This window comes from Xanthomonas arboricola (genome assembly GCF_003353015.1).
GTDB classification, from domain to species: Bacteria; Pseudomonadota; Gammaproteobacteria; order Xanthomonadales; family Xanthomonadaceae; genus Xanthomonas; species Xanthomonas arboricola_E.
This window is the reverse complement of record NZ_QREM01000010.1, coordinates 576,307-597,190: the sequence shown is the minus strand read 5'-3', so window position 1 is coordinate 597,190 and position 20,884 is coordinate 576,307. Positions and strand designations below refer to the sequence as shown.

Sequence of the window (20,884 nt, the reverse complement as noted above, 5' to 3'; positions counted from 1 at the left end):
CGGGCGCAAGACAGCGCACCAACGCTGCGCAAGCCGCGTGCGGTTCAACCACCGCGCCTTCGTCGGCATCGGCGTTACGCCGGACACCATCAAAACCTACGGGGGTATTCCCGCGCTCTGGCGTGGGCACGCGCGCCCAACACCCACCGGCGCATCCGCCCGCGCCGGAGCAGCGCTGCGTATGCGATGACCTTCGAATACTCCTTCGACAAAGGCGGCACTGGATTCGCCACCCCACACGCATGGAGATGTCCGGCTTTCACCACAACGTGGTCGGCGGCTTCCTGCGCCTGAAGCTCGGCATCTACGCTGCGCGGCGGGGCGCAGTGGTGTTGCGTGATTTCCGTTACCGCGCGCTGCGTTGGGTGCGGCCCGCAGCACGCAGCGGGCGGGCAAACGGCGGGGCCCGGGGGGACCCCGCCGTCAGACCCAAGGCGACTGACAACGCCTAACTGCGCAGCAGGTGTGATAGCCGCTGTCAGCCGCAGCAGTAGCAGACGTTGCCCTGTCCCAGGTCGCCGCCAAACTCCGGACACTCGGCTTTGCAGGCCCACGCACTACACGATTCGGTCTTCGGCTGTGCGTTATCGACCGCCATCACCTGGAACGCACCGAAACCGGTACTGGCCAGGAACGTGGCCGCCATCAACGCGGTCCGCAAAGTACCCCAACGCTTCTTCATGCATTACTCCTTCACCGTTGCCAAAGCCGCTGGCGCATCCGTGCGGCGCAACGCGGCGACCAGGTCCTGCACCTGCTCCGTGGTATCGAAGATGCCAAGACGGGAGTGGCGCACGCGCCCCTGCCCATCGATGGCCATCAGCAGTGGCACGTTGCGCGCGCGAAACAGCATCAGCGCGCGACGATCGGTCAACGTGACCACCGGAAAATCGAAGCCATGCACATGCGCATAGCGCGCCGCCTGCGCCGCATCGCACTGGCACACGCCGAGTAGTTGCGGCCGGCCCGGCAGGTTGGCCTGCAGCTGTCTTGCCGCGCGCAGCACGGTAGGTGCCGAGCGCTGGCAATACGGGCAGGTGGTGGTGAAGAAGAACAGCACCTGCGCCTGCCCCTGCGGCACGCCGAGCTGATGACGTTGGCCCTGGGTATCGGTGACCGCGATGCGCGGCACGTACATGCCGTCATACGGTGCGCTGATGCGGGTCTGCAGCATCTGCTGTTGCGCACGCAGCTGCTTGTTCTGCCATGCCAGTACCGCGATCAATGCACAGGCAATCAGCAGGCCCATCCAGAGCCAGGGAAAACGTCGCGCCATGCCAGTTCCAGTAGCGTCACCGAGCCCGAGCCTTGCCCAGGCATGAGCTGATGGTCAATGGTGATATCGACAACTGCGATGTCGCGCGGGACGCGGCTGTGGAGGCGGTCACGCCCCTGCGCTTGGGCTTGCCAGTACCGCGGCAGCCGGCACGGAGCGATTGCGCAACTGCGACGTGGCCTGCGGAGCGATGCCACCGCGCCGCGCCGGTGCGCGACGCATCCATCGCCGACGTGATCGCTACCGGACCATGCGCGGCAGGCGCACGGCAGGCACACGCATGCCGTGCCGCAGCGTGGACATGCACGGCATCGATTGCCCATGGCGTACAGTCGCGTGCCCCGCACACGCCAGGCCGCACGCTTCGATGTCTTCCTATCTTCCCCAGCTGGCGGTCGCCGCCTGCCTGTTGCTGCCGCTGCAAGACAGCCTCGCTGCTGCGCCCGATCGCAACGCGCCTGCCGCCGTTGTCTCAAGCTGCACGGCCGATGCGTACAGCAGCTGCCCGTCCTGGATGCCGTCGCAGCAGGAAATGCGTACGGTGCTTGCCGATTACTTCTGCGATGCGGCCGACCGCGGACTGGTCCGGCCACGCGTGACTCGCGTGGTGCGCGCGGAGACCTCGCAGATCACCTGCGCTGCGCTGGGGCCGGAAACCAATTCCAATATCGCCTGTGGCGGCGACATGCAGTTCATCGGCCCGGATGGCCACACCGATTTCCTCACCTTCAGCCCGACCCTGCATCGCCAGGACGATGGGCGCTACGCGATCTATGAAGGCGAGGACGAAAACGGCAACGCGGTGTGGCACACGCCTTCGCCGCAACGCGCGTCGAAGGTCTGCACGGGCCAGCCATTGCGCTGACGAGCGTGCCGGAGCTGCCACCGGCGGCGTTTGCTGCGGCGGCGATCGGTCTGCGCTGACGGTGCGCGCAGCCCGTCGCTGCAGCGTGCTCAGTCGTCTTCGGGCGGCGGCAGCACGATGCCGTCGGCATCGATGGCGAGCTTGCCGGCCATCAGCACCGCCTGGGTGCGGTTGGTGACGCCGAGCTTGCGCAGGATCGCGGTGACATGCGCCTTGATGGTGGCCTCGGACACGCCCAGATCGTAGGCGATCTGCTTGTTGAGACGCCCGGCGCCGAGCATCTGCAGCACGCGGAACTGTTGCGGGGTGAGATCGCGCAGGCGCTGGCCCACTTCGCGTTCTTCGCTGTCGGTCGGCGGCAGGTTCTGCGCCTCTGCCGGGATCCAGCGCTCGCCATCGAGCACCGTGGCCAGGGCGCGGCCGATGGTGTCCGAATCGGCGGATTTGGGAATGAACCCGAATGCGCCATGGTCGATCGCACGCCGCATCACCGTCGGCTCTTCGCGCGCCGACACCACCACCACCGGCAGCTGCGGATGCAGCGAGCGCATGTGCACCAACGCGCTGAATCCCTGCGCACCCGGCATGTTGAGATCCATCAACAACAGATCCGCGTCCGGTTGTGCATCGGCCAGGCTGTACAGCGCATCCACCGTGTCGGCCTCGAACAACTGCACGCCCGGCATCACGCGCTGCACGGCCCCGCGCAAGGCCTCACGGAACAGGGGATGGTCGTCGGCGATCAGCAGGGTGGTCATGGAGGGGCCGGGATTGGGGATTGGGGATTCGGGATTCGGGATTCGCAAAAGCATGGCGATGTTGGGAGTCGGGATTCGTGGAAGCAGGGATGCCGGAATTCGTGCATCGGGATCCGCAACAGCCGGTGTGAGCAAGCCGTCTGCGTCCCGATTGCCGCTTGATACCGGATCGAGGAGGGGAATGGCGAAGGAGTGGGAACCCGCTTCCGCGAATCCCCACTCTCCAATCCCCAATCCGCGCCCCTCATCCACCAATCCCCAATCCCGATTGCCCAATCCCCGCCTCTCAGCGCGTCAACCGCTCATTGACCAACGAATCCACCACCGACGGATCGGCCAGGGTCGAGGTGTCGCCGAGTTGGTCGGGAGCGTTTTCGGCGATCTTGCGCAGGATGCGGCGCATGATCTTGCCCGAGCGGGTCTTGGGCAGGCCCGGCGCCCACTGCAGGTGATCGGGCGAGGCGATCGGGCCGATCTCCTTGCGCACCCAGCTCACCAGTTCCTTGTGCAGTTCCTCGCTCGGGGTTTCGCCGGCGATCAGGGTCACGTAGGCATAGATGCCCTGGCCCTTGACGTCGTGCGGGAAGCCGACCACCGCCGCTTCGGCGACCTTCGGGTGCGAGACCAGCGCGCTTTCCACTTCGGCGGTGCCGATGCGGTGGCCGGACACGTTGATCACGTCGTCCACGCGGCCGGTGATCCAGTAATAGCCATCGGCATCGCGGCGGCAGCCGTCGCCGGTGAAGTAGCTGCCCGGATAGGTGCGGAAGTAGGTGTCGATGAAGCGCTGGTGGTCGCCGTAGACCGAGCGCATCTGGCCCGGCCACGAATCCAGCAGCACCAGGTTGCCTTCGGTGGCGCCTTCCAGGATCTTGCCGTCGGCATCCACCAGCGCCGGCTGCACGCCGAAGAACGGCAGGGTGGCCGAGCCCGGCTTGAGGTCGACCGCGCCGGCCAGCGGCGAGATCAGGATGCCGCCGGTCTCGGTCTGCCACCAGGTGTCCACGATCGGGCAACGGCTGTCACCGACCACCTCGTAGTACCAGCGCCAGGCTTCCGGATTGATCGGCTCGCCGACGCTGCCGAGCAGGCGCAGGCTCTTGCGCGAGGTCTTCTTGACCGGCTCCTCGCCGTCGCGCATCAGCGCGCGGATCGCGGTGGGCGCGGTGTAGAACAGGGTGACCTGATGCTTGTCGATCACTTCCCAGAAGCGCGACACGGTCGGGTAGTTCGGCACGCCTTCGAACATCACCGCGGTGGCACCGTTGGCCAGCGGGCCGTAGACGATGTAGCTGTGGCCGGTGACCCAGCCCACGTCGGCGGTGCACCAGTAGATGTCGTCCTCGCGCAGGTCGAACACCACTTCATGCGTGTAGCTGGCAAACAGCAGATAGCCGGCGGTGGTGTGCAGCACGCCCTTGGGCTTGCCGGTGGAGCCGGAGGTGTAGAGGATGAACAACGGATCTTCGGCGTTCATGCGCTCGGGTTCGCACGCGGCCGGCTGGCCATCCACCACATCGTGGAACCAGCGATCGCGCGGTGCCTGCATTTCCACCGCACCACCGGTGTGGCGCACCACGAGCACCGTTTCCACGGTGTTGGTGCCGGGCAGTTTCAGCGCCGCATCGACATTGGCCTTGAGCGGGATCTTCTTGCCGCCGCGCAGGCCTTCGTCGGCGGTGATGATCAGCTTGCTCTGGCAATCGATCACGCGGTCGGCGATCGAGTTGGCGGCAAAGCCACCGAACACCACCGAGTGCACCGCGCCGATGCGTGCGCAGGCGAGCATGGCCACGGCCGCATCGACGATCATCGGCAGGTAGATGGTGACCCGGTCGCCCTTCTTGACGCCCAGGTTGCGCAGCGCATTGCCGAGCTTGCAGACGCGCTCGTACAGCTCGCGATAGGTGACCGGGTAGGACTGCGCGTCCGGGCTGTCGGGTTCGAACAACAGCGCGGTCTTGTCGCCGCGCGTGGCCAGCTGGCGGTCCAGGCAATTGACGCTGGCGTTGAGCTCGCCATCGCCGAACCAGCGGATATGGAAATCCTCCAGCGCGTAGCTGACGTCCTTCACCTGGGTGGGTTGCTTGAACCAGTCCAGCCGCTGTGCGGCCTTGCCCCAGAATTGCTCGGGGTGTTCGATCGATTCGCGGTACAGCGTTGCGTACTGCTCGCGCGTAATGCGCGCATCGGCGGCGAACGCGGGATCGACGGGATAAACATCAGCCATGGCACCCTCACTTGCGATGAACTTGTCGGAAGAGGACGTTGCGGCTGCCCTCGGTAGGTCATCAGTGTGCCGTATCCACTCTGTCCCGGCGTTCAACCGGGCGTTAGACCTTGGTCTTAACCGCAGCGGTGCGCGATCGGCAATCCGTTGCCGGTCCTGGTGCGACGATCGGTCACCTTGCGGAATGCTGCGTTGCAGCTACGACCAAAGGCGAATAGGCTCCAAAGCGCGGACTGCCTCACGCTCCGCACAGCATCGCCATCAAGCGCGAGGCCTTATCGGGGAGAGGGGTCGATGAAACACCGTACTGCACCATTGGTGCGCCATCCGTTGGCGGTTGCCTTGCTGGTGGCCAGCGTCCTGCCGGGCGTGGCGTTCGCGCAGACCGCCAAGGAAAAGGCGCTGGAAGCACGCATTGCCGAGCTCGAGCGCCAGGTCCAGCTACTGGTTTCCGCGCAGCAACAACAACAGGGCCAGCTGACGCAGACGCAGACCCAGGTGACCGAGGTGCGCGCCGCGCAGGCGCAGGCACCGGCCGCGCCTGCGGTGCCGGCCGGCAAGCGGCCGATCCAGCTGACCAGCATCACGCCCAATGCAGCGGCGGGGACGACGTTTCGCTACGGTGGTTTCATCAAGGCCGACTTCATGACCACCCGCACCTCCGACGGCGCGTTGCCCGAAGGCGCGGTGGGGCGGTATCTGTACATCCCGACCCAGACGCCGGTCGGCGGCCAGGCCTCGAGCACCGACACCGACTTCCACGCCAAGTTCTCGCGCTTCAACCTGGGCGTGGACACGGTCACCGAAAACGGCGACAAGCTCACCGGCTTCATCGAACTGGATTTCTTCGGCAACGCGCTGGCCAACCAGGTCAACAATCTGTACGGCGGCACCTTGCGCCACGCCTACATGAGCTGGAACAACTGGCTGGCCGGCCAGACCTGGTCCAACTTCATCGATTCGACCATCCTGCCCGAGGCGGCCGACATCGTCGGGCCGACCGACGGCGCGCTGTTCAGCCGCCAGACCCAGATCCGCTACACCCGCGGCGCCTTCAGCGTGTCGGCGGAAAATCCCGAGACGCTGACCACGCCCTACCAGGGCGGCAACACCATCCTGGCCTCCGACCACGGCGCGATGCCGGACCTGACCGCGCGCTACAACTGGAAGGGCACCTGGGGCACGTTCGGCCTGTCGGCGATCGCGCGCCAGTACCGCACGCGCAGCGCGCTGACCAACGACACCGACTTCGGCGGCGCCATCGCCGGCGGCGGCCGCTGGATCATCAATGCCAACAACGATCTGCGTTACCAGCTCAGCTACGGCGAGGGCCTGGGGCGCTATCTGGGCCTGGGCAACGGGTCGGACGTGGAGATCGACATGGACGGCAACATCCAGACCGTCAGCACGCTCGCCGGCTGGGTGGCCTGGCGCCACGACTACAACGCCAGGCTGCGCAGCACCATCATGTATTCGCGCGTGAACTACGACCACGACATCGCCAATACCGGCGCGCTCGCGAGCAAGTCGCAGCAGAGCATCCGCGCCAACGTGTTCTATTCGCCGCTGCCCAAGGTCGATGTGGGTGCGGAGCTGATGTACGGCCGTCGCGAAGCCGAGAACGGCGACAGCGGCGACATTTCGCGCCTGCAATTCACCACCAAGTACAGCTTCTAGTTCCTGCCATTGGCGGCCCGCTCCACTGCGGTGGAACGGGCAAGGCCACCGTCGTTTTACCAGCGCTCTACCAGGAGACAGACAATGACCGTCTCGAATGACGCATTGATCGCCAAGATCGATGCCAATCCGAAGTACCACGCACTCAAGCGCCAGCGCAACACGCTGGGCTGGACCCTCACCGTGCTGATGTTGCTGGCCTATTACGGCTACATCGGCCTGATCGCCTTCGACAAGGCCTTCCTGGCCAGGCCGATCGGCGACGGCGTGACCTCGGTCGGCATTCCGATCGCGATCGGGGTGATGGTCTTCACCATCGTCATCACCGCCATCTACGTGCGTCGCGCCAACAACACCTACGACCAGCTGACCGCGCAGATCCTCGAGGACGCCCGCAAATGAGCAAGTATTCGCGCCTTCTCCTGATCCTGGCCGGCCTGCTGCCGGCCGGCATCGCGCTGGCAGCCGGCGGCGACGTCGGCCAGGTCGACAAGCAGCCCACCAACTGGGTGGCGATCGGCATGTTCGGCTTCTTCGTGCTGGGCACCTTGTGGATCACCAAGTGGGCGGCGGCCAAGACCAAGTCGGCCTCGGACTTCTACACCGCCGGCGGCGGCATCACCGGCTTCCAGAACGGCCTGGCGATCGCCGGCGACTTCATGTCGGCGGCCTCGTTCCTGGGCATCACCGCAGCGGTGATGGCCAATGGCTATGACGGCCTGATCTATGCGATCGGCTTTCTGGTCGGCTGGCCGATCCTGACCTTCCTGATGGCCGAACGGCTGCGCAACCTCGGCAAGTACACCTTCGCCGACGTGGCCGGCTACCGCTTCGCGCCGACCGCCATCCGCAGCTTTGCCGCATCGGGCACGCTGGTGGTGGTGCTGTTCTACCTGATCGCACAGATGGTCGGCGCCGGCGCGTTGATCAAGCTGCTGTTCGGCCTGGACTACTGGGTGGCGGTGACCCTGGTCGGCGTGCTGATGATGGTCTACGTGCTGTTCGGCGGCATGACCGCCACCACCTGGGTGCAGATCATCAAGGCGGTGCTGCTGCTGACCGGCGTGACCTTCATGGCGGTGGCGATCATGTGGCACTTCAACTTCAGCTTCGAGGCGCTGTTTGCCGAGGGCGTGCGGGTGAAGACCGCGATCGCGGCCAATGGCGGCGCATCGCCGGCGGACGCGGCCAAGGCCGGCCTGTCGATCATGGGCCCGGGCGGCTTCGTGAAGGACCCGATCTCGGCGATCTCCTTCGGCATGGCGCTGATGTTCGGCACCGCCGGCCTGCCGCACATCCTGATGCGCTTCTTCACCGTTCCCGATGCCAAGCAGGCGCGCAAGTCGGTGCTGTGGGCCACCACCTGGATCGGTTACTTCTACATCCTGATCTTCATCATCGGCTTCGGTGCGATCGCACTGGTGCTGACCAACCCGCAGTTTGCCGACGTCACCACCGGCACCATCCACGGCGGCAAGGGCGCGGCCAACATGGCGGCGGTGCTGGTCGGCAATGCAGTGGGCGGCAACGTGTTCATGGGCTTCATCTCGGCGGTGGCCTTCGCCACCATCCTGGCGGTGGTCGCAGGCCTGACCCTGTCCGGCGCCTCGGCGGTGTCGCATGACCTGTATGCCACGGTGATCAAGAAGGGCAATCCGGCGCCGGGTTCGGAGCTGAAGGTCTCGCGTGCCACCACCCTGGTGCTGGGCGTGATCGCAGTGCTGCTGGGCATCGTGTTCGAGAAGCAGAACGTGGCCTTCATGGTGTCGCTGGCATTCGCCATCGCGGCCTCGGCCAACTTCCCGGTGCTGATCCTGTCCTTGTTGTGGAAGAACTGCACCACCCGCGGTGCGGTGGTTGGTGGCTTCCTGGGCCTGATCTCCTCGTTGGTGCTCACCGTGCTGTCGCCGTCGGTGTGGGTGGACACGCTGGGCAACGCGGCCGGCTCGGCGCCGTTCCCGTACACCTCGCCGGCGCTGTTCTCGATGATCATCGGCTTTGTGGGCATCTGGCTGTTCTCGATCCTGGATCGCAGCCCGCAGGCGGCCAACGAACGTGCCGCGTTCAAGGCGCAGCAGATCCGCGCCGAAACCGGCCTGGGTGCCAGTGGCGCGTCGGGTCACTGACGCATCGAGCGGCTACTGGATGTCTCGCAGAACGCCGGCCTTGTGCCGGCGTTCTGCGTTTTGCAGGCGTAAGAAGACCGCGCAGGTGCTAGCAGGAGAGATGGCCTCGGATGGCGCGGATCATCGTGACACCTCGGCAGGGTCGGTGGTTGGCGGACATGCTGTCATCACCTTCGCATCCCGCTCCATGGCTACGGGTTGACCGCGCACGGCAATCTGCTTGCAAAAATCAGGTCATCGTGCGTCGCTAGATTAGCGCTGTCGATCGCCGATCATGGCCGGCCAGTTCTTCCGTAGATATCTGAGCAATTGCAGCAAGCTCTGCGTCAACCCGCTTCATCACGCACCTGTTTAGTATCCAGCCGGCGCTCGACGATCCACCCGATGGTCAACGCAGTCGGTGCTGGCAAACGCAGTACTGCAAATAGTTCAAGACCAGCGTGCATGCCACGGTAGGGCATCCATTCTGCGTCATCAGACGGTATTCGACTGCCCCATCGGGTCTTGTCGCGATATTGCCAGGAACCCGGTTCAATCCAGGGTGGCGCCAGGTGCATCGCTGTCCACGTCCATAACATTCAATGCCACAATCAACTGGAGTTCCGCAGTGAGCCTTTCCACACATCCCTGTAGAAAAACGATATGTGCCTTTGCCTGCCTGGCTCTGGCTACACTATCCGGCCTAGCATCAGCCGCCAACAACTGGAATCCGCAACACATACTCGGTGCGCTCAAGCGACCGTACCAAATCAGCGGCGTCAGCGTTGCCGTCATTGCACACCGTGGCGTCGTGAGCAATGGTTGTCCAGAAAATTCGTCTTGCGCGATCCTGGCCACCTACAACAACAACGTCGAAGCAATCGAGTTGGATGTCAGGCAATCCTCCGATGGAACGCCATGGTTATTCCACGATCAGAATGCCGGGCGCGTCCTCGAACACAGTCCAAACTTCTACATCTTCCAGGCCAACGCCAATCCAACTGGATGGAATCCTGACATACGTAGCTTAAGTAGCGCTGAGCTCGGGTCCGCACTGCTGCGTGACCGAAACTTCGCCAAGACCGGCTACCATCCTGTCTCTCTGACCCGAGCACTTACCACCATTCGCGATTCTGCAAACCATATGGTTGTGGTGCTGGACCTGAGGACGCTCGATGCTGTATCGCGTGCGGCCGACCTGGCACGCGCATACGGAATGGAAAACCAGGTTGTCCTCAAGTTCAGTGCTTCGCTGCTGGCTCGCAATCCGGACAGCATCACCAATTACACCAAGGGTGTTGCGTTTGTACCGACAATTTATGCCGGCGATATGGATAATATCGCAGATGGGGGCTACACCGGGCTGTGCGGGTCAATCAGCAGCAATACGCCGTTCTGCAGAGTGAGTGCCTGGGTCAACGAAGTCAGGAGCAAGCAAAACTTCGCTTGGCTGGAAATTGGAAATAAGCAGCCCATCCGTAGCGATCCCACCGCCGAGCTGCTGGCGGCCAATCAGGCGAGAAAGGAAGCCATTGGCGCATTCTCGCCGGTGCCGGAGTACCGCTTAAGCTCGCATGATGGCGGGCACTACGTCCGCACCAACGGAACCTGCTGCGCGTCACTGAGCGACTATCTGACCCGCAGTAAATACTTCGGCAACGAAGTGCGAGATGATCGCCAGAATTATTTACTTCAGGTTGTAGCCGGCTTCACCAGCATTATCACGGACAACCCGCTGGAAGTCGTTCGTTCCTCAATCAAGCGCGACACTACCCGCTATCTTTGACCTCAGGAGAGGCCGGGCGTCGCACGGCCTCTGTTCTAATTGGTTGAACAAGCGCCTAACCCGGTTGGTGTTATCCCATGCGCCTCACCAGATACTGGACATCCACTCTCATCGTCCTGGCAATGGCGACCCTCGGCTATACCTTGCTTCGCCATGCCGGCAGCCGGAGCGATGAACTCGTCGCCGCAAAGGCGGCTTCGGAGGTAGAGCAGCGCCAGACCAACAGGAAAGGCGCTGCAATCGTCGGCCAGCCTGAGCAGGACCGGCCATCTGCAAATGATGTTGTCACTGCCGCGGCCATGCTTCCACCGGACTTTCAAGCCGATGTCCTTTTACGAATTGCCGGTTCCGACAGCGCCTCCACAACGGGAAGGAGTAATGAAAGCGATGGTTCGGTCATTCGTCTCAGCGAGCAGGCGTATGCCCTGTCTCAACAGGCCGCACGCTCAATGCCCGGTCTGGCTACCGTGGGCTATGTCAGAGAAGAGGATGACGATGAGCTGCGTAGCGCACGGACTATGGGGCTGGATCAGTTCTCGTTGCAGATCCGTGCTATTTCCCTCATGGAGCGCCATTCGCCCGGCCGAGCCCTGGCGCTGATCCCCGCATTGCCCAAACCCGTCGCTGCAGATTGCGATAGTGCTTACGTAGACGACCCAACGGCGGTTTACGCGCTTCTTCCAACGATTGGCATTCACGACACACTCCAGAACACCGATCTACTACTTGCGCAGATAGATCGCGCAAACAGCGAGGCAGACATCGCACCTGCGCTGAAGTCCGTCATCAGGCTACCGCCAGGATCCGCGACAACCGAGGCAGGTGTCGCGCAGCACCTTGCGAAGCTGCTGCTACGTGCGCGCGGGGATGACGTCAGCTTCACCGCAACCGAGCTCAGTGTCGCGTCCGACATCCAGTTGGCGCTCCAGCGAGTTGAAAGCATTCCAGGCGTCCATGCGCAGCTACGCGCAAGCTATCGCGACTATGTGCAGGCGCACTTGTCAGCCGCTCGCTGCACATCTAGCTTGGCCGGCAATCATCAACTACTTGAACAGCGCTTTGTCGCGGAGCTACCCGTTGATCGAATACGCGAACCGGCGCCTCTGACGCCATCAAGGACGCCGGAAGCTGAAACGGCAGTGTCTCTTGTGCGTCAAGCGGGCTATAACGTCCGTACCGAGCTGCTCGGCTATGTTGGGCAAGAACCCCTACACGCGGCTGCATTGAGCATCGCTTCGAAGGAGTTCCTCGATCAGATCGATTCCGGCCCGCTACGCGAGGCTGCGACATCCGACGCCACTGGCCGCATCAGAAGAGCCCAGTTGATGGAGATTCTCCGCTACCTGGAGTACGCACCGGCGGGTACCCAGCGTGATCACGGCTTTGCAATACTCGATGGGTTACTCGACGGACCGCATTATCGGCGCGACCACGACATGTGGCTGGGCGATCTCAAGCGCGTCGCGGATCAAGCAGCCCGCTGGCCGGATCGCAGGCTGCGGCTGCGTCATATGTCAGCCAGCACGGTACCTGTGCTCCGGGTCTACGCAATGCTAATGCAGCGCCAACAGTTCTCATGAGCGTATCGATGCACGGCAGCCACACTCAATGCGGCTTTGCCGGGGACAGATTGCCGGGTTGACAGGCTTGCTGTCTTTTCGCCACATAGAAAATGATTTCGTATGGGTCAGCCAATCCGTACAAGCCATGTGCAAGCCATGTGCAAGCCATGTGCAAGCCATGTGCAAGCATAATCAAACATTTCCTGGCAAGCGAAAAGTTAAAACCCCAACGGAGAAATCAAGGATTACGCTATCAATAAAGCGCTTGCCAGTGCTCGCAGGAGCGGTGATGGTCTGCACCCCGCTGGACGCGCCACCGGTACCGGCCCAGGCCGTCATGCTGTGGTAGTTAGTGGCCCCTGAGAAATCCTAATCGGCCAGAACAGCAGCCCGCTGGTCGATGCTACCGGCCTGCCGTTCGATGGCGGGCAGTTGTTCGACAAGGCGTTCGTGCCGGCAGCCGGGCAGGGCATCACTGCCGAAGGCCTGGTGATCGACGCGGGGCATCTCGATTCGGCCGCCGCCACCGACGATGCGCGCGTCGATGCCGCGTTTTGCGTGAGCGCGCGCAACGCCGTGGGCATCGCGCGCGGCAGCTGCCCGTCCGCTACGCGCATCGGTGTGGGCGCCGGCCCGCTGCTGCTGCGCGATGGCAAGCGCCAACCGCGCGAAGCCAGCCGCGCCGACTACTACGACGGCGCCGAACCGCGCAGTGCGCTGGGGCTGGACCGTGCCGGCAAGACCCTGTGGATGGTGGTGGCCGATGGCCGCCAGCCCGGCTACAGCGCCGGCATGACGCTGGACGCGCTCACCGCCGTGCTGCAGCAGCTTGGCGCCAGTGCGGCCATTAACCTGGACGGCGGCGGCTCCAGCACCCTGGCCGCGCGGGTGGATGGGTGCGTGCGCGCACTCAATCGCCCCATCCACACCGGCCCCCGGGGGCGAACGCCTGGTCGCCAACCCGCTCGGGGTGCTTATCGCGCCACGGCCCTGAGCGCACACGGGCGGCGCGGTACCATTGGTGGTTTGAACCACGGTCCGCGCCACGCCATGAAGATTGCCTCCTGGAACGTCAACTCGCTCAACGTGCGGCTGCCGCACCTGCAACAGTGGCTCGCCGACTTCGCGCCGGACGTCGTAGGCATCCAGGAAACCAAGCTGGAAGACCACAAGTTCCCGGATGCGGCCCTGGCCGCGCTGGGCTACCGCAGCGTGTTCTGCGGGCAGAAGACCTACAACGGCGTGGCGATCCTGTCGCGCGCGCCGGCGCTGGACGTGCAATTGGGTATTCCCGGCTTCGATGACGTGCAGCAACGCGTGATCGCCGCCACCGTCGATGGGGTGCGCATCATCAACCTGTACGTGGTCAACGGCCAGGACGTGGGCACCGACAAGTACGCCTACAAGCTGCGCTGGCTGGAGGCGGTGCACGACTGGATCGCGCAGGAGCTGCAGCGCTATCGGCAGTTGGTGGTACTGGGCGACTTCAACATCGCCCCGGATGCGCGCGATGTGCACGACCCGGTGGTGTGGAACGAGACCCACATCCTCACCTCCGCCGCCGAGCGCGCCGCACTGGAAAAACTGCTGGCGCTGGGCCTGCACGATGCCTTCCGTCTGCATCACGACGCCGCCGAGCAGTTCAGCTGGTGGGATTACCGCCAGGCCGGGTTCCGCCGCAACCTTGGCCTGCGCATCGATCTGACCCTGGTGTCGGAGGCCTTGCGCACGCGCGCGGTGGAGGCAGGCATCGACCGCGAACCGCGCACCTGGGAGCGTCCCAGCGACCATGCGCCGGCCTGGGTGCGGCTGGCGGAGGTCGGCGCATGAGCGAGCGGCATCTGCGGCGTAGCACGCACAAGGTCGGCGAGATGACGCTGGGGCCGGTACACCGCCTGAGCTGCCATTGCGGCGCGGTGCAGATCGATCTGGACCTTCCGCACGGCCTGCTTGATCCGCGCCGATGTGACTGCTCGATGTGCCGCCGCCGCGGTGCCATCGTCGCCTCGGTCACCCTCGATGGCCTGCACGTGCTGCAGGGCGAAGAGGTGCTGCGGCTGTATCAGTTCAATACGCATGCGGCGGCGCATTATTTCTGCGGAGTGTGCGGCATCTATACGCATCATCGCCGGCGCTCCAATCCCAACGAATACGGCTACAACGTCGGTTGCCTGGAAGGCGTCAACCCGTATGCATTGAACATGGCCGTGCCGGTGGAAGACGGCGTCAACCATCCGGCCGACCGTGTTGCGGTCGATGGCTGAAATGGCAACGCCCGGGCAAGCCCGGGCGTTGGTTTCTGCAGCACTGCCGGTGCGCCGTTTAGCGCACGCGGCCGCGTGTAAACAGGTTGACGATCGCCAGCAGGATCACTGCACCCACCAGCGACCATACGAAGGTCCACAAGGTGATGGCCTGATTGATGCCGCCACCGAACAGGAAACCGGCAATCAGCGCGCCGACGATGCCGACCACGATATTGAGGATGATGCCCTGCTGTGCATCGCGACGCATGATGATGCTGGCCAGCCAACCCACGATGCCGCCGACGATCAACCAGATGATGATGCCCATGTTGTCGAACTCCTCATGCGATTGCACCGGAAGTGGTGCATGGACGCCATTCAATGCAGCCGGGCGTGAAGCGACTGTCGAGCGCGATCACACGCCGATGCGGCTGTTTTGCTTGGTGCACGCAGCGTGACAGCGTACACAAGCTGGCGCATCGGGCCGGTGCAGCTGTGGCTGCGTCCGCACCGGCAGGGCGAGCGTGGCGAGCCACAGGCGCGCGAACTGCTGGGCCAGGCGCTGGTGTTGGAACCTGCCCGGGTACCGCTGCTGCGTGACGCGCGCGGGCGCCCGTCGCTGCAACCGGCCTTGCCGGACTGGGACACCGGCTGGAGCCATAGCGGCGACTACCTGCTGGTAGCTCTGGGCAACCGCGTGCGGCTGGGCGTGGACCTGGAACGCATCCGCGCCCGCCCGCGGCTGCTGGAGATCGCGCAGCGATTCTTCCATGCCGACGAAATCGCACTGCTGGCCGGGCTGGAGCCGGACGCGCAGCAGGCGCTGTTTTTCCGCCTGTGGTGCGCAAAGGAAGCACTGCTCAAGGCGCACGGGCATGGCCTGTCGTTCGGCCTGCATCGGCTCGCCTATGCAGTGGCACCTGATGGCGCATTGCGGTTGCAGTGGTGCGACCCCGCACTCGGCCAGGCCGCGCAATGGCAGTTGCACGAGTGGTGGGCTGCGCCGGACTGCCGCGCTGCGCTGGCGTTCCATCCGCTGCTGGCCGAATAAGCGCGGCGATCAAGGCGCTGCATCTCTGCACCGCAGCAGCAGCGCGTTGTCTTGGTCGGGATGCAGCCCGTACGGGCCGTGGATCTGTGCCGTAGCGGCCCGACCAGCGTCTCAGGCATGTTCTGGCCGCACCGCAGCGTGCGGCAAAATCGGCTGGCGGAACTGCGCCACCCCATCCAGATCGCGCAAGGTCACCGTCAACACCCCGGTACGTGCATCGATCTCCACTTCGCCAAAGAATTGAAATCCTGCCAGCGGCGACAGGTTCGGCGCCGGTGGTGCCTTCTGGAAGATCACCGTCGGGCCAAAGGTGGCATCGAGCGTATTCGGGCCGAAGCTGCCGGCATTGAGCGGGCCGGCCACGAATTCCCAGAACGGCTCGAATTGCTGGAACGCCGCGCGGTCCGGGTGGTAGTAATGCGCCGCGCAATAATGCACATCGGCGGTCAGCCACAGCGTGTTGCGAATGCGCGCTGCGCTGATGAAACGCAGCAGCGTGGCGATCTCCTGTTCGCGCCCACGCGGCACGCCCGGATCGCCGTTGGCGATCGCCTCCCAGCGCGCGCGGCCCGCTGCGTCCTGCCCATCGGGGACCTGCAGGCCGATCGGCATGTCGGCGGCGATCACCTTCCATTGCGCGCGCGAACCGGCCAGTTCGCGCTGCAGCCAGGCCAGCTGCTGCGGACCGAGAAATGCCGCGTCCGCGCCGGGCTGCGGTTGCAGGTTGTCGCTGTTGGCGCCGCGATAGCTGCGCATGTCCAGCACGAACACATCCAGCAGCGGCCCGTAGCTGATCTTGCGATAGATGCGACCGTCGCCATCGGCACGCACGCCGCGCATCGGGGCGTATTCCAGGAATGCCTGGCGCGCACGACCGGCCAGCACCCCGATATCGCGCACCTGATAGCGCGCGTCCAGCTGCTTGCCGGGCGACCAGTTGTTGGTGGTTTCGTGATCGTCCCATTGCCAGAGTTGTGCGACCTCCGCATTGAAGCGGCGCACATGCTCATCGAGCAGGTTGTAGCGGTAGTTGCCGCGGAATTCGTCCAGCGTTTCGGCCACCTTGCTCTTGGCCGCGGTGGTGAGGTTGCGCCAGCGCCTGCCTTGTTCGACGACCAGCTCGGCCGGGACGGGGCCGTCGGCATAGATGGTGTCGCCGCTGTGCAGGAAGAAGTCCGGGTTGCGCTCGCGCATCGCGCTGTAGATGCGCATGCCGCCGATGTCCGGATTGATGCCGAAGCCCTGGCCGACGGTATCGCCGCTCCAGACAAAGCGCACATCGCCGCGTGCCTGCGGCGCACTGCGCAGATGGCCATGCACCGGCGCGCTCAAGGCGCCGTTGTCGGCATCTTCGAAGCGCACCCGGTAGAAGATGTCCTGATCGCGTGGCAACGCGCCCAGATCCACCCGCGCAGTGAAATCGTGCGCCGGCCTGGCCACCGGCCCATCCACACGACGCGCCTGCCGCAGGCTCGGGCGCGTATCCCATTCCACCCGTAGCCGCGCCGGGCGGTCCGCGCGGGCCCACAGCAACGCGCCGCCGTCGCGTACATCGCCGCTCTGCACGCCATCGCTGATGATCGGCCGCCCGGAAGGCGCGGCCAGACTGCGGGCAGACCAGCCGCCGGCCGCCGGCAGCAATAGCCCGGCGCTCAAACCTTGCAGCACGCGGCGGCGCGCGGGATCGGAAGCGGTCATGAGGGAGCCTTCGCGCAGCGGGGGAGCCTGCAGATGTAGCGCCGCTGTCTTACCGCTGCGTGTCCGACACCGGCACGGCTCCAGGGCGCGTGACCGGGATCACGCCGATGCCGGCCAGGGCTGCGCCGTATCGCCGGACACGCCGTGCGGCACGGCTGCGATGCGGCGCCGTGTCGCGGCCGCCGGCCATTGCCGTCAATCGCAGGCCGGCTGCGTCGATGCACGCTCGGTCTGCTTCAGATCGTTCCTGCGAGCATCGACGCTTCCCGAATCCCGCTTCCCGCTTCCCGCTTCCCGAATCCCGAATTCCGAATTCCGAATTCCGAATCCCGCCATGCCATCGCCAACTGCGATAATCGCGCCATGAACGATGCCGCACTTGCCCCCGATGTCTCCGCCGCACTGGCGCATGGCCTGCAGGCCCAATCCCTGGATGCGGATTTTGCCGCGCCGCTGTTGCGCTATCTGACGCTGCTGGTGCGTTGGAACAAAACCTACAACCTCACCGCCGTGCGCGACCCGCGCGAGATGGTCACCCGCCATCTGCTCGATTCGCTGGCCATGCAGCCCTACATCGCCAGCGGCACGCTGGCCGACCTGGGCACCGGCCCCGGCTTGCCCGGCATCCCGCTGGCGATCACCCGCCCGCAGCTGCAGGTCACCCTGGTGGAAAGCAACGGCAAGAAGGCGCGCTTCATGCGCGAGGCGCTGCGCCAGCTGGCGCTGGGCAATGCGCGCGTGGCCGAATCGCGCGCCGAAGCGCTGGACGAACCGGCCGCCTACGACCACCTCACCGCACGCGCGCTGGATACGCTGGCCGGCATCATCGCCGTCGGCGGGCACCTGCTGCGTCCGGGCGGCAGCCTGCTGGCGATGAAGGGCATCTACCCGCACGACGAGATCGCCGCGCTGCCCGCCGGCTGGACGCTAGCCGAGGTACACCCGCTGCAGGTGCCCGGCCTGGAGGGCGAGCGGCATCTGGTGGTGCGCAAGGCCTGAACCGAGGCCACGCCGATCATCTCGGGCGGCCCTCACCCCGGCCCTGTCCCGCCGGAGGGACAGGGGGCAATACTGTCCTCGTGCTTCCGAAGGCGGGAGCGGGAATTCGACATAGGAAGCGGAACGAACACTGCCCTCGTCTAGAACGGCAGTCCCTCCCCCCGCCGGAGAGATGACCGATCCGGCGGAGAGGTAACAGACCCGTCGGAGAAGTGACCGACCTGTCGGAGGAATGACCGACAACCCCTCGGCAACCTACCAAGTCCCTTCCCCCGCCTGCGGGGGAAGGTGCCCGCAGGGCGGATGGGGGCTGCGACCGACACTCCAGCCACACCACGGCGCCAGTCCGCGTTGGGACTTCCGGCCCATGGCAGCTCACGCGTGGGGTGCCATGATCGGGCGTTCGCTCCAGATCAGGTTTTTCGCACGTGACCTCTCCACTCGCCACCGCACTCTCGCTCGCCCTGCTGGGCGCAAGCTTCGCCGCCAGCTCGGCGCAGGCCGCCGCACCGGCACCAGCGGCGCCCGCCACGCCGACCGCCGAGCGCCCCGCCGATGCGCGCTTCCGCGCCATCTACGAGAAAGAGTGGAGCTGGCGCCAGGCCGAGACCGGCCAGGCCGACGAGGACAGCGACAGCACCGGCGACAACACCCATCTGCCCGACGTCGGCCCGGCCGCGCAGCAGGCGCGCCTGGCGGTATGGGACGGCGTGCTCAAGCAGCTCGACGGCATCGACCCGAAACAGCTCTCGCCCGCCAACCAGGTCAACTACGCGATCTACCGCCCGCAGGTGGAAAACCTCGCCGCCGAAGTACGCCTGCGCCTGTACGAGATGCCGTTCAATTCGGACAGCTCGTTCTGGTCCAACCTCGGCTTCATGGCGCAACGGCCGATGAAGACGGCCGCCGAGTACCGCGCCTACATCGCACGCCTGAACGACGTGCCGCGCTACTTCGACCAGCAGACCGCCAACATGCGTGCCGGCCTGGCACGCGGGTTCAGCGTGCCGCGCGCGGTGCTCGATGGCCGCGATGTTTCCATCGCCACCGTGGCAGATGTGAAGGATCCGACCCGGTCGACCTTCTACGCCCCGTTCAAGCAGCTGCCGGCGCAGATCCCCGCTGCCGAACAGGCGCAGCTGCGCGAGCAGGCCAAGGCCGCGCTGAGCACCGCGGTGCTGCCGGCCTACGCCAAGCTGCTGGGCTTTTTCCGCGACGAGTACATGCCCAAGGCGCGCACCACGCTGGCGGCCGAAGCGCTGCCCGACGGCAAGGCGTTCTATCGCCAGCAGATCCGCGAATACACCACGCTGGAGCTGACCCCGGAGCAGATCCACCAGATCGGCCTGGACGAGGTGGCGCGCATCCAGGCGCAGATGGACGCGATCATCAAGCAGGTCGGTTTCAAGGGCAGCTTCGCGCAGTTCCTGACTTTCCTGCGCACCGACCCGCAGTTCTATGCCAAGACCCCGCAGGAACTGCTCGATCGCGCTGCGTGGATCTCCAAGCGCGTGGACGGGCAGGTCGGCAGGTTCATCGGCACGCTGCCGCGCGGGCGCTTCACCATCAAGCCGGTGCCGGACGATATCGCCCCGTTCTGGACCGCCGGCCGCGGTGGCGCCACCACCTACTGGGTCAATACCTACAACCTGCCATCGCGGCCGTTGTACAACCTGCCGGCGCTGACCCTGCACGAGTCCTCGCCCGGGCACTCGCTGCAGGGCTCGCTGGCGCTGGAGCAGGGCGACCAGCCGGCGTTCCGCCGCGAAAACTACATCTCCGCCTACGGCGAAGGCTGGGCGCTGTATACCGAAAAGCTTGGCCAGGAGATGGGCATCTACGAGACCCCGTACGAGGAATTCGGCCGGCTCACCTATGAGATGTGGCGCGCCTGCCGGCTGGTGATCGACACCGGCGTGCACCACGACGGCTGGAGTCGTGAGCAGGCGCTGGCCTACCTGCGCGAGCGCACTGCGCTGAGCGAGCACGAGGTCACCACCGAGGTGGACCGCTACATCTCCTGGCCCGGCCAGGCGCTGAGCTACAAGCTGGGCGAGATCAGCATCGTCAAGCTGCGTGCCGAGGCCGAACAGGCGCTGGGCGACCGCTTCGACATCAAGGCCTTCCACGACGCGGTGTTGAAGCAGGGCTCAGTGACCTTGCCGGTGCTGGAACAGCAGGTACGTGCGTTTATCGCCGAGAGCAAGGCGCGCCCGGCAACGTCCAAAAAGTCCAGCGCTGCCGCGCCCTGACCCAGGAAAACTGTCCGCCCCACGTAGGAGCGGACCCGGCCGCGACGGCCGTCCCGACCCCGGCACCGCCGCGGCCTGGAGCATCCAGGTCATCGTTGGTGGCGACCGACCGACCGCACGCACGCACGCACGCTATGCGCGCGCAGCCACATCTCGGCGTGATGCCATCGGTCCGACCCCATCCCGGCCCGACGGCGTCGCGGCCAGGTCCGCTCCTACGGCGCTGCGCGCCCGGCTGCGCATGCGAGTGTGTAACCGTCCCGTCCAGTCCCGTCCCATCGCTGACCCAACGCGCCGCAGCCTGATCCGGCACAACGGTCCGCCCACGTAGGAGCGGACCCGGCCGCGACGGCCGTCCCGACCCCGGCACCGCCGCGGC

General features: G+C 65.3%; 17 protein-coding genes and 2 pseudogenes. 13 read left to right on the top strand and 6 right to left on the bottom strand.

The window, feature by feature from the left end:
* Positions 1–43: 43 nt before the first annotated feature.
* Positions 44–359, top strand: a pseudogene (locus C0541_RS21455) (family 43 glycosylhydrolase); the annotation flags it as partial.
* A gap of 119 nt (positions 360–478) precedes the next feature.
* Here C0541_RS21455 and C0541_RS20045 read toward each other — a convergent pair.
* Complete coding sequence (locus tag C0541_RS20045) at positions 479–682, bottom strand: hypothetical protein (protein WP_016901788.1); 204 nt, start codon at positions 680–682, stop codon at positions 479–481.
* Between the two features lie 3 nt (positions 683–685).
* A complete protein-coding gene (locus C0541_RS20040) occupies positions 686–1,249 on the bottom strand; it encodes a peroxiredoxin family protein (RefSeq protein ID WP_161960190.1) in 564 nt (187 codons plus the stop codon).
* Between the two features lie 394 nt (positions 1,250–1,643).
* On the opposite strand from C0541_RS20040, the gene C0541_RS20030 reads away from it, so the two are divergent.
* Positions 1,644–2,141, top strand: a complete 498-nt coding sequence (locus C0541_RS20030; RefSeq protein ID WP_115051102.1) for a hypothetical protein — start codon at positions 1,644–1,646, stop codon at positions 2,139–2,141.
* 89 nt (positions 2,142–2,230) lie between these two features.
* Here C0541_RS20030 and C0541_RS20025 read toward each other — a convergent pair whose 3' ends face one another.
* Together C0541_RS20025 and acs are read right to left on the bottom strand one after the other, a co-directional pair.
* Complete coding sequence (locus C0541_RS20025; RefSeq protein WP_115051101.1) at positions 2,231–2,899, bottom strand: response regulator transcription factor; 669 nt, start codon at positions 2,897–2,899, stop codon at positions 2,231–2,233.
* A gap of 286 nt (positions 2,900–3,185) precedes the next feature.
* Positions 3,186–5,129, bottom strand: a complete 1,944-nt coding sequence (gene acs, locus C0541_RS20015) for an acetate--CoA ligase (RefSeq protein WP_115051099.1) — start codon at positions 5,127–5,129, stop codon at positions 3,186–3,188.
* Positions 5,130–5,423: 294 nt separating this feature from the next.
* Between acs and C0541_RS20010 the strand changes: the two genes are divergently transcribed.
* From C0541_RS20010 to C0541_RS19975, 8 genes and pseudogenes are all read left to right on the top strand, one after another.
* Positions 5,424–6,806, top strand: a complete 1,383-nt coding sequence (locus C0541_RS20010; protein WP_161960174.1) for a DcaP family trimeric outer membrane transporter — start codon at positions 5,424–5,426, stop codon at positions 6,804–6,806.
* Positions 6,807–6,890: 84 nt separating this feature from the next.
* A complete protein-coding gene (locus C0541_RS20005; RefSeq protein ID WP_115051098.1) occupies positions 6,891–7,208 on the top strand; it encodes a DUF485 domain-containing protein in 318 nt (105 codons plus the stop codon).
* Entirely contained in the window at positions 7,205–8,932 is a 1,728-nt protein-coding gene (locus tag C0541_RS20000) for a cation acetate symporter (protein ID WP_115051097.1), read from the top strand. The genes C0541_RS20005 and C0541_RS20000 overlap by 4 nt, the downstream gene beginning before the upstream one ends.
* Positions 8,933–9,539: 607 nt before the next feature.
* Complete coding sequence (locus tag C0541_RS19995; protein ID WP_115051096.1) at positions 9,540–10,697, top strand: glycerophosphodiester phosphodiesterase family protein; 1,158 nt, start codon at positions 9,540–9,542, stop codon at positions 10,695–10,697.
* 77 nt (positions 10,698–10,774) lie between these two features.
* The gene (locus C0541_RS19990; protein WP_238601374.1) at positions 10,775–12,277 is read left to right on the top strand and encodes a hypothetical protein; all 1,503 of its coding nucleotides are present in this window, start codon (positions 10,775–10,777) and stop codon (positions 12,275–12,277) included.
* A gap of 432 nt (positions 12,278–12,709) precedes the next feature.
* Positions 12,710–13,129 (top strand): annotated as a pseudogene (locus C0541_RS21190) (phosphodiester glycosidase family protein); the annotation flags it as partial.
* Positions 13,130–13,309: 180 nt separating this feature from the next.
* Entirely contained in the window at positions 13,310–14,089 is a 780-nt protein-coding gene (gene xth / locus C0541_RS21185; RefSeq protein WP_115051095.1) for an exodeoxyribonuclease III, read from the top strand.
* The gene (locus C0541_RS19975; RefSeq protein WP_115051094.1) at positions 14,086–14,523 is read left to right on the top strand and encodes a GFA family protein; all 438 of its coding nucleotides are present in this window, start codon (positions 14,086–14,088) and stop codon (positions 14,521–14,523) included. Before xth ends, C0541_RS19975 begins: the two co-directional genes overlap by 4 nt.
* 58 nt (positions 14,524–14,581) lie before the next feature.
* Here the strand turns inward: C0541_RS19975 and C0541_RS19970 are convergent, their stop codons facing one another.
* Positions 14,582–14,833: a GlsB/YeaQ/YmgE family stress response membrane protein gene (locus C0541_RS19970; RefSeq protein WP_016901812.1), complete on the bottom strand. Its 252-nt coding sequence runs from the start codon at positions 14,831–14,833 to the stop codon at positions 14,582–14,584.
* Between the two features lie 126 nt (positions 14,834–14,959).
* Between C0541_RS19970 and C0541_RS19965 the strand changes: the two genes are divergently transcribed.
* Positions 14,960–15,556 (top strand): 4'-phosphopantetheinyl transferase family protein, encoded by a 597-nt coding sequence (locus C0541_RS19965; protein ID WP_115051093.1) that lies wholly within the window; start codon positions 14,960–14,962, stop codon positions 15,554–15,556.
* Between the two features lie 111 nt (positions 15,557–15,667).
* On the opposite strand, the gene C0541_RS19960 is transcribed toward C0541_RS19965, so the two are convergent.
* Complete coding sequence (locus tag C0541_RS19960) at positions 15,668–17,254, bottom strand: alkaline phosphatase D family protein (protein ID WP_115051092.1); 1,587 nt, start codon at positions 17,252–17,254, stop codon at positions 15,668–15,670.
* Positions 17,255–17,617: 363 nt separating this feature from the next.
* On the opposite strand from C0541_RS19960, the gene rsmG reads away from it, so the two are divergent.
* Both rsmG and C0541_RS19950 read left to right on the top strand, forming a co-directional pair.
* A complete protein-coding gene (gene rsmG / locus C0541_RS19955; RefSeq protein ID WP_115051091.1) occupies positions 17,618–18,253 on the top strand; it encodes a 16S rRNA (guanine(527)-N(7))-methyltransferase RsmG in 636 nt (211 codons plus the stop codon).
* Between the two features lie 428 nt (positions 18,254–18,681).
* Positions 18,682–20,505 carry a DUF885 domain-containing protein gene (locus C0541_RS19950; protein WP_115051090.1) on the top strand — a complete coding sequence of 608 codons (1,824 nt, stop codon included), beginning with the start codon at positions 18,682–18,684 and terminating at the stop codon, positions 20,503–20,505.
* The last annotated feature ends 379 nt before the right edge of the window (positions 20,506–20,884 follow it).

Coding starts and splice junctions, on each gene's coding strand:
- acs (WP_115051099.1), bottom strand. CDS start 5,129: ATGGCTGATGTTTATCCCGTCGATCCCGCGTTCGCCGCCGATGCGCGC.
- C0541_RS20010 (WP_161960174.1), top strand. CDS start 5,424: ATGAAACACCGTACTGCACCATTGGTGCGCCATCCGTTGGCGGTTGCC.
- C0541_RS20030 (WP_115051102.1), top strand. CDS start 1,644: ATGTCTTCCTATCTTCCCCAGCTGGCGGTCGCCGCCTGCCTGTTGCTG.
- rsmG (WP_115051091.1), top strand. CDS start 17,618: ATGAACGATGCCGCACTTGCCCCCGATGTCTCCGCCGCACTGGCGCAT.
- C0541_RS20000 (WP_115051097.1), top strand. CDS start 7,205: ATGAGCAAGTATTCGCGCCTTCTCCTGATCCTGGCCGGCCTGCTGCCG.
- C0541_RS19970 (WP_016901812.1), bottom strand. CDS start 14,833: ATGGGCATCATCATCTGGTTGATCGTCGGCGGCATCGTGGGTTGGCTG.
- xth (WP_115051095.1), top strand. CDS start 13,310: ATGAAGATTGCCTCCTGGAACGTCAACTCGCTCAACGTGCGGCTGCCG.
- C0541_RS19975 (WP_115051094.1), top strand. CDS start 14,086: ATGAGCGAGCGGCATCTGCGGCGTAGCACGCACAAGGTCGGCGAGATG.
- C0541_RS19960 (WP_115051092.1), bottom strand. CDS start 17,254: ATGACCGCTTCCGATCCCGCGCGCCGCCGCGTGCTGCAAGGTTTGAGC.
- C0541_RS19990 (WP_238601374.1), top strand. CDS start 10,775: ATGCGCCTCACCAGATACTGGACATCCACTCTCATCGTCCTGGCAATG.
- C0541_RS20025 (WP_115051101.1), bottom strand. CDS start 2,899: ATGACCACCCTGCTGATCGCCGACGACCATCCCCTGTTCCGTGAGGCC.
- C0541_RS20040 (WP_161960190.1), bottom strand. CDS start 1,249: ATGGGCCTGCTGATTGCCTGTGCATTGATCGCGGTACTGGCATGGCAG.
- C0541_RS20005 (WP_115051098.1), top strand. CDS start 6,891: ATGACCGTCTCGAATGACGCATTGATCGCCAAGATCGATGCCAATCCG.
- C0541_RS20045 (WP_016901788.1), bottom strand. CDS start 682: ATGAAGAAGCGTTGGGGTACTTTGCGGACCGCGTTGATGGCGGCCACG.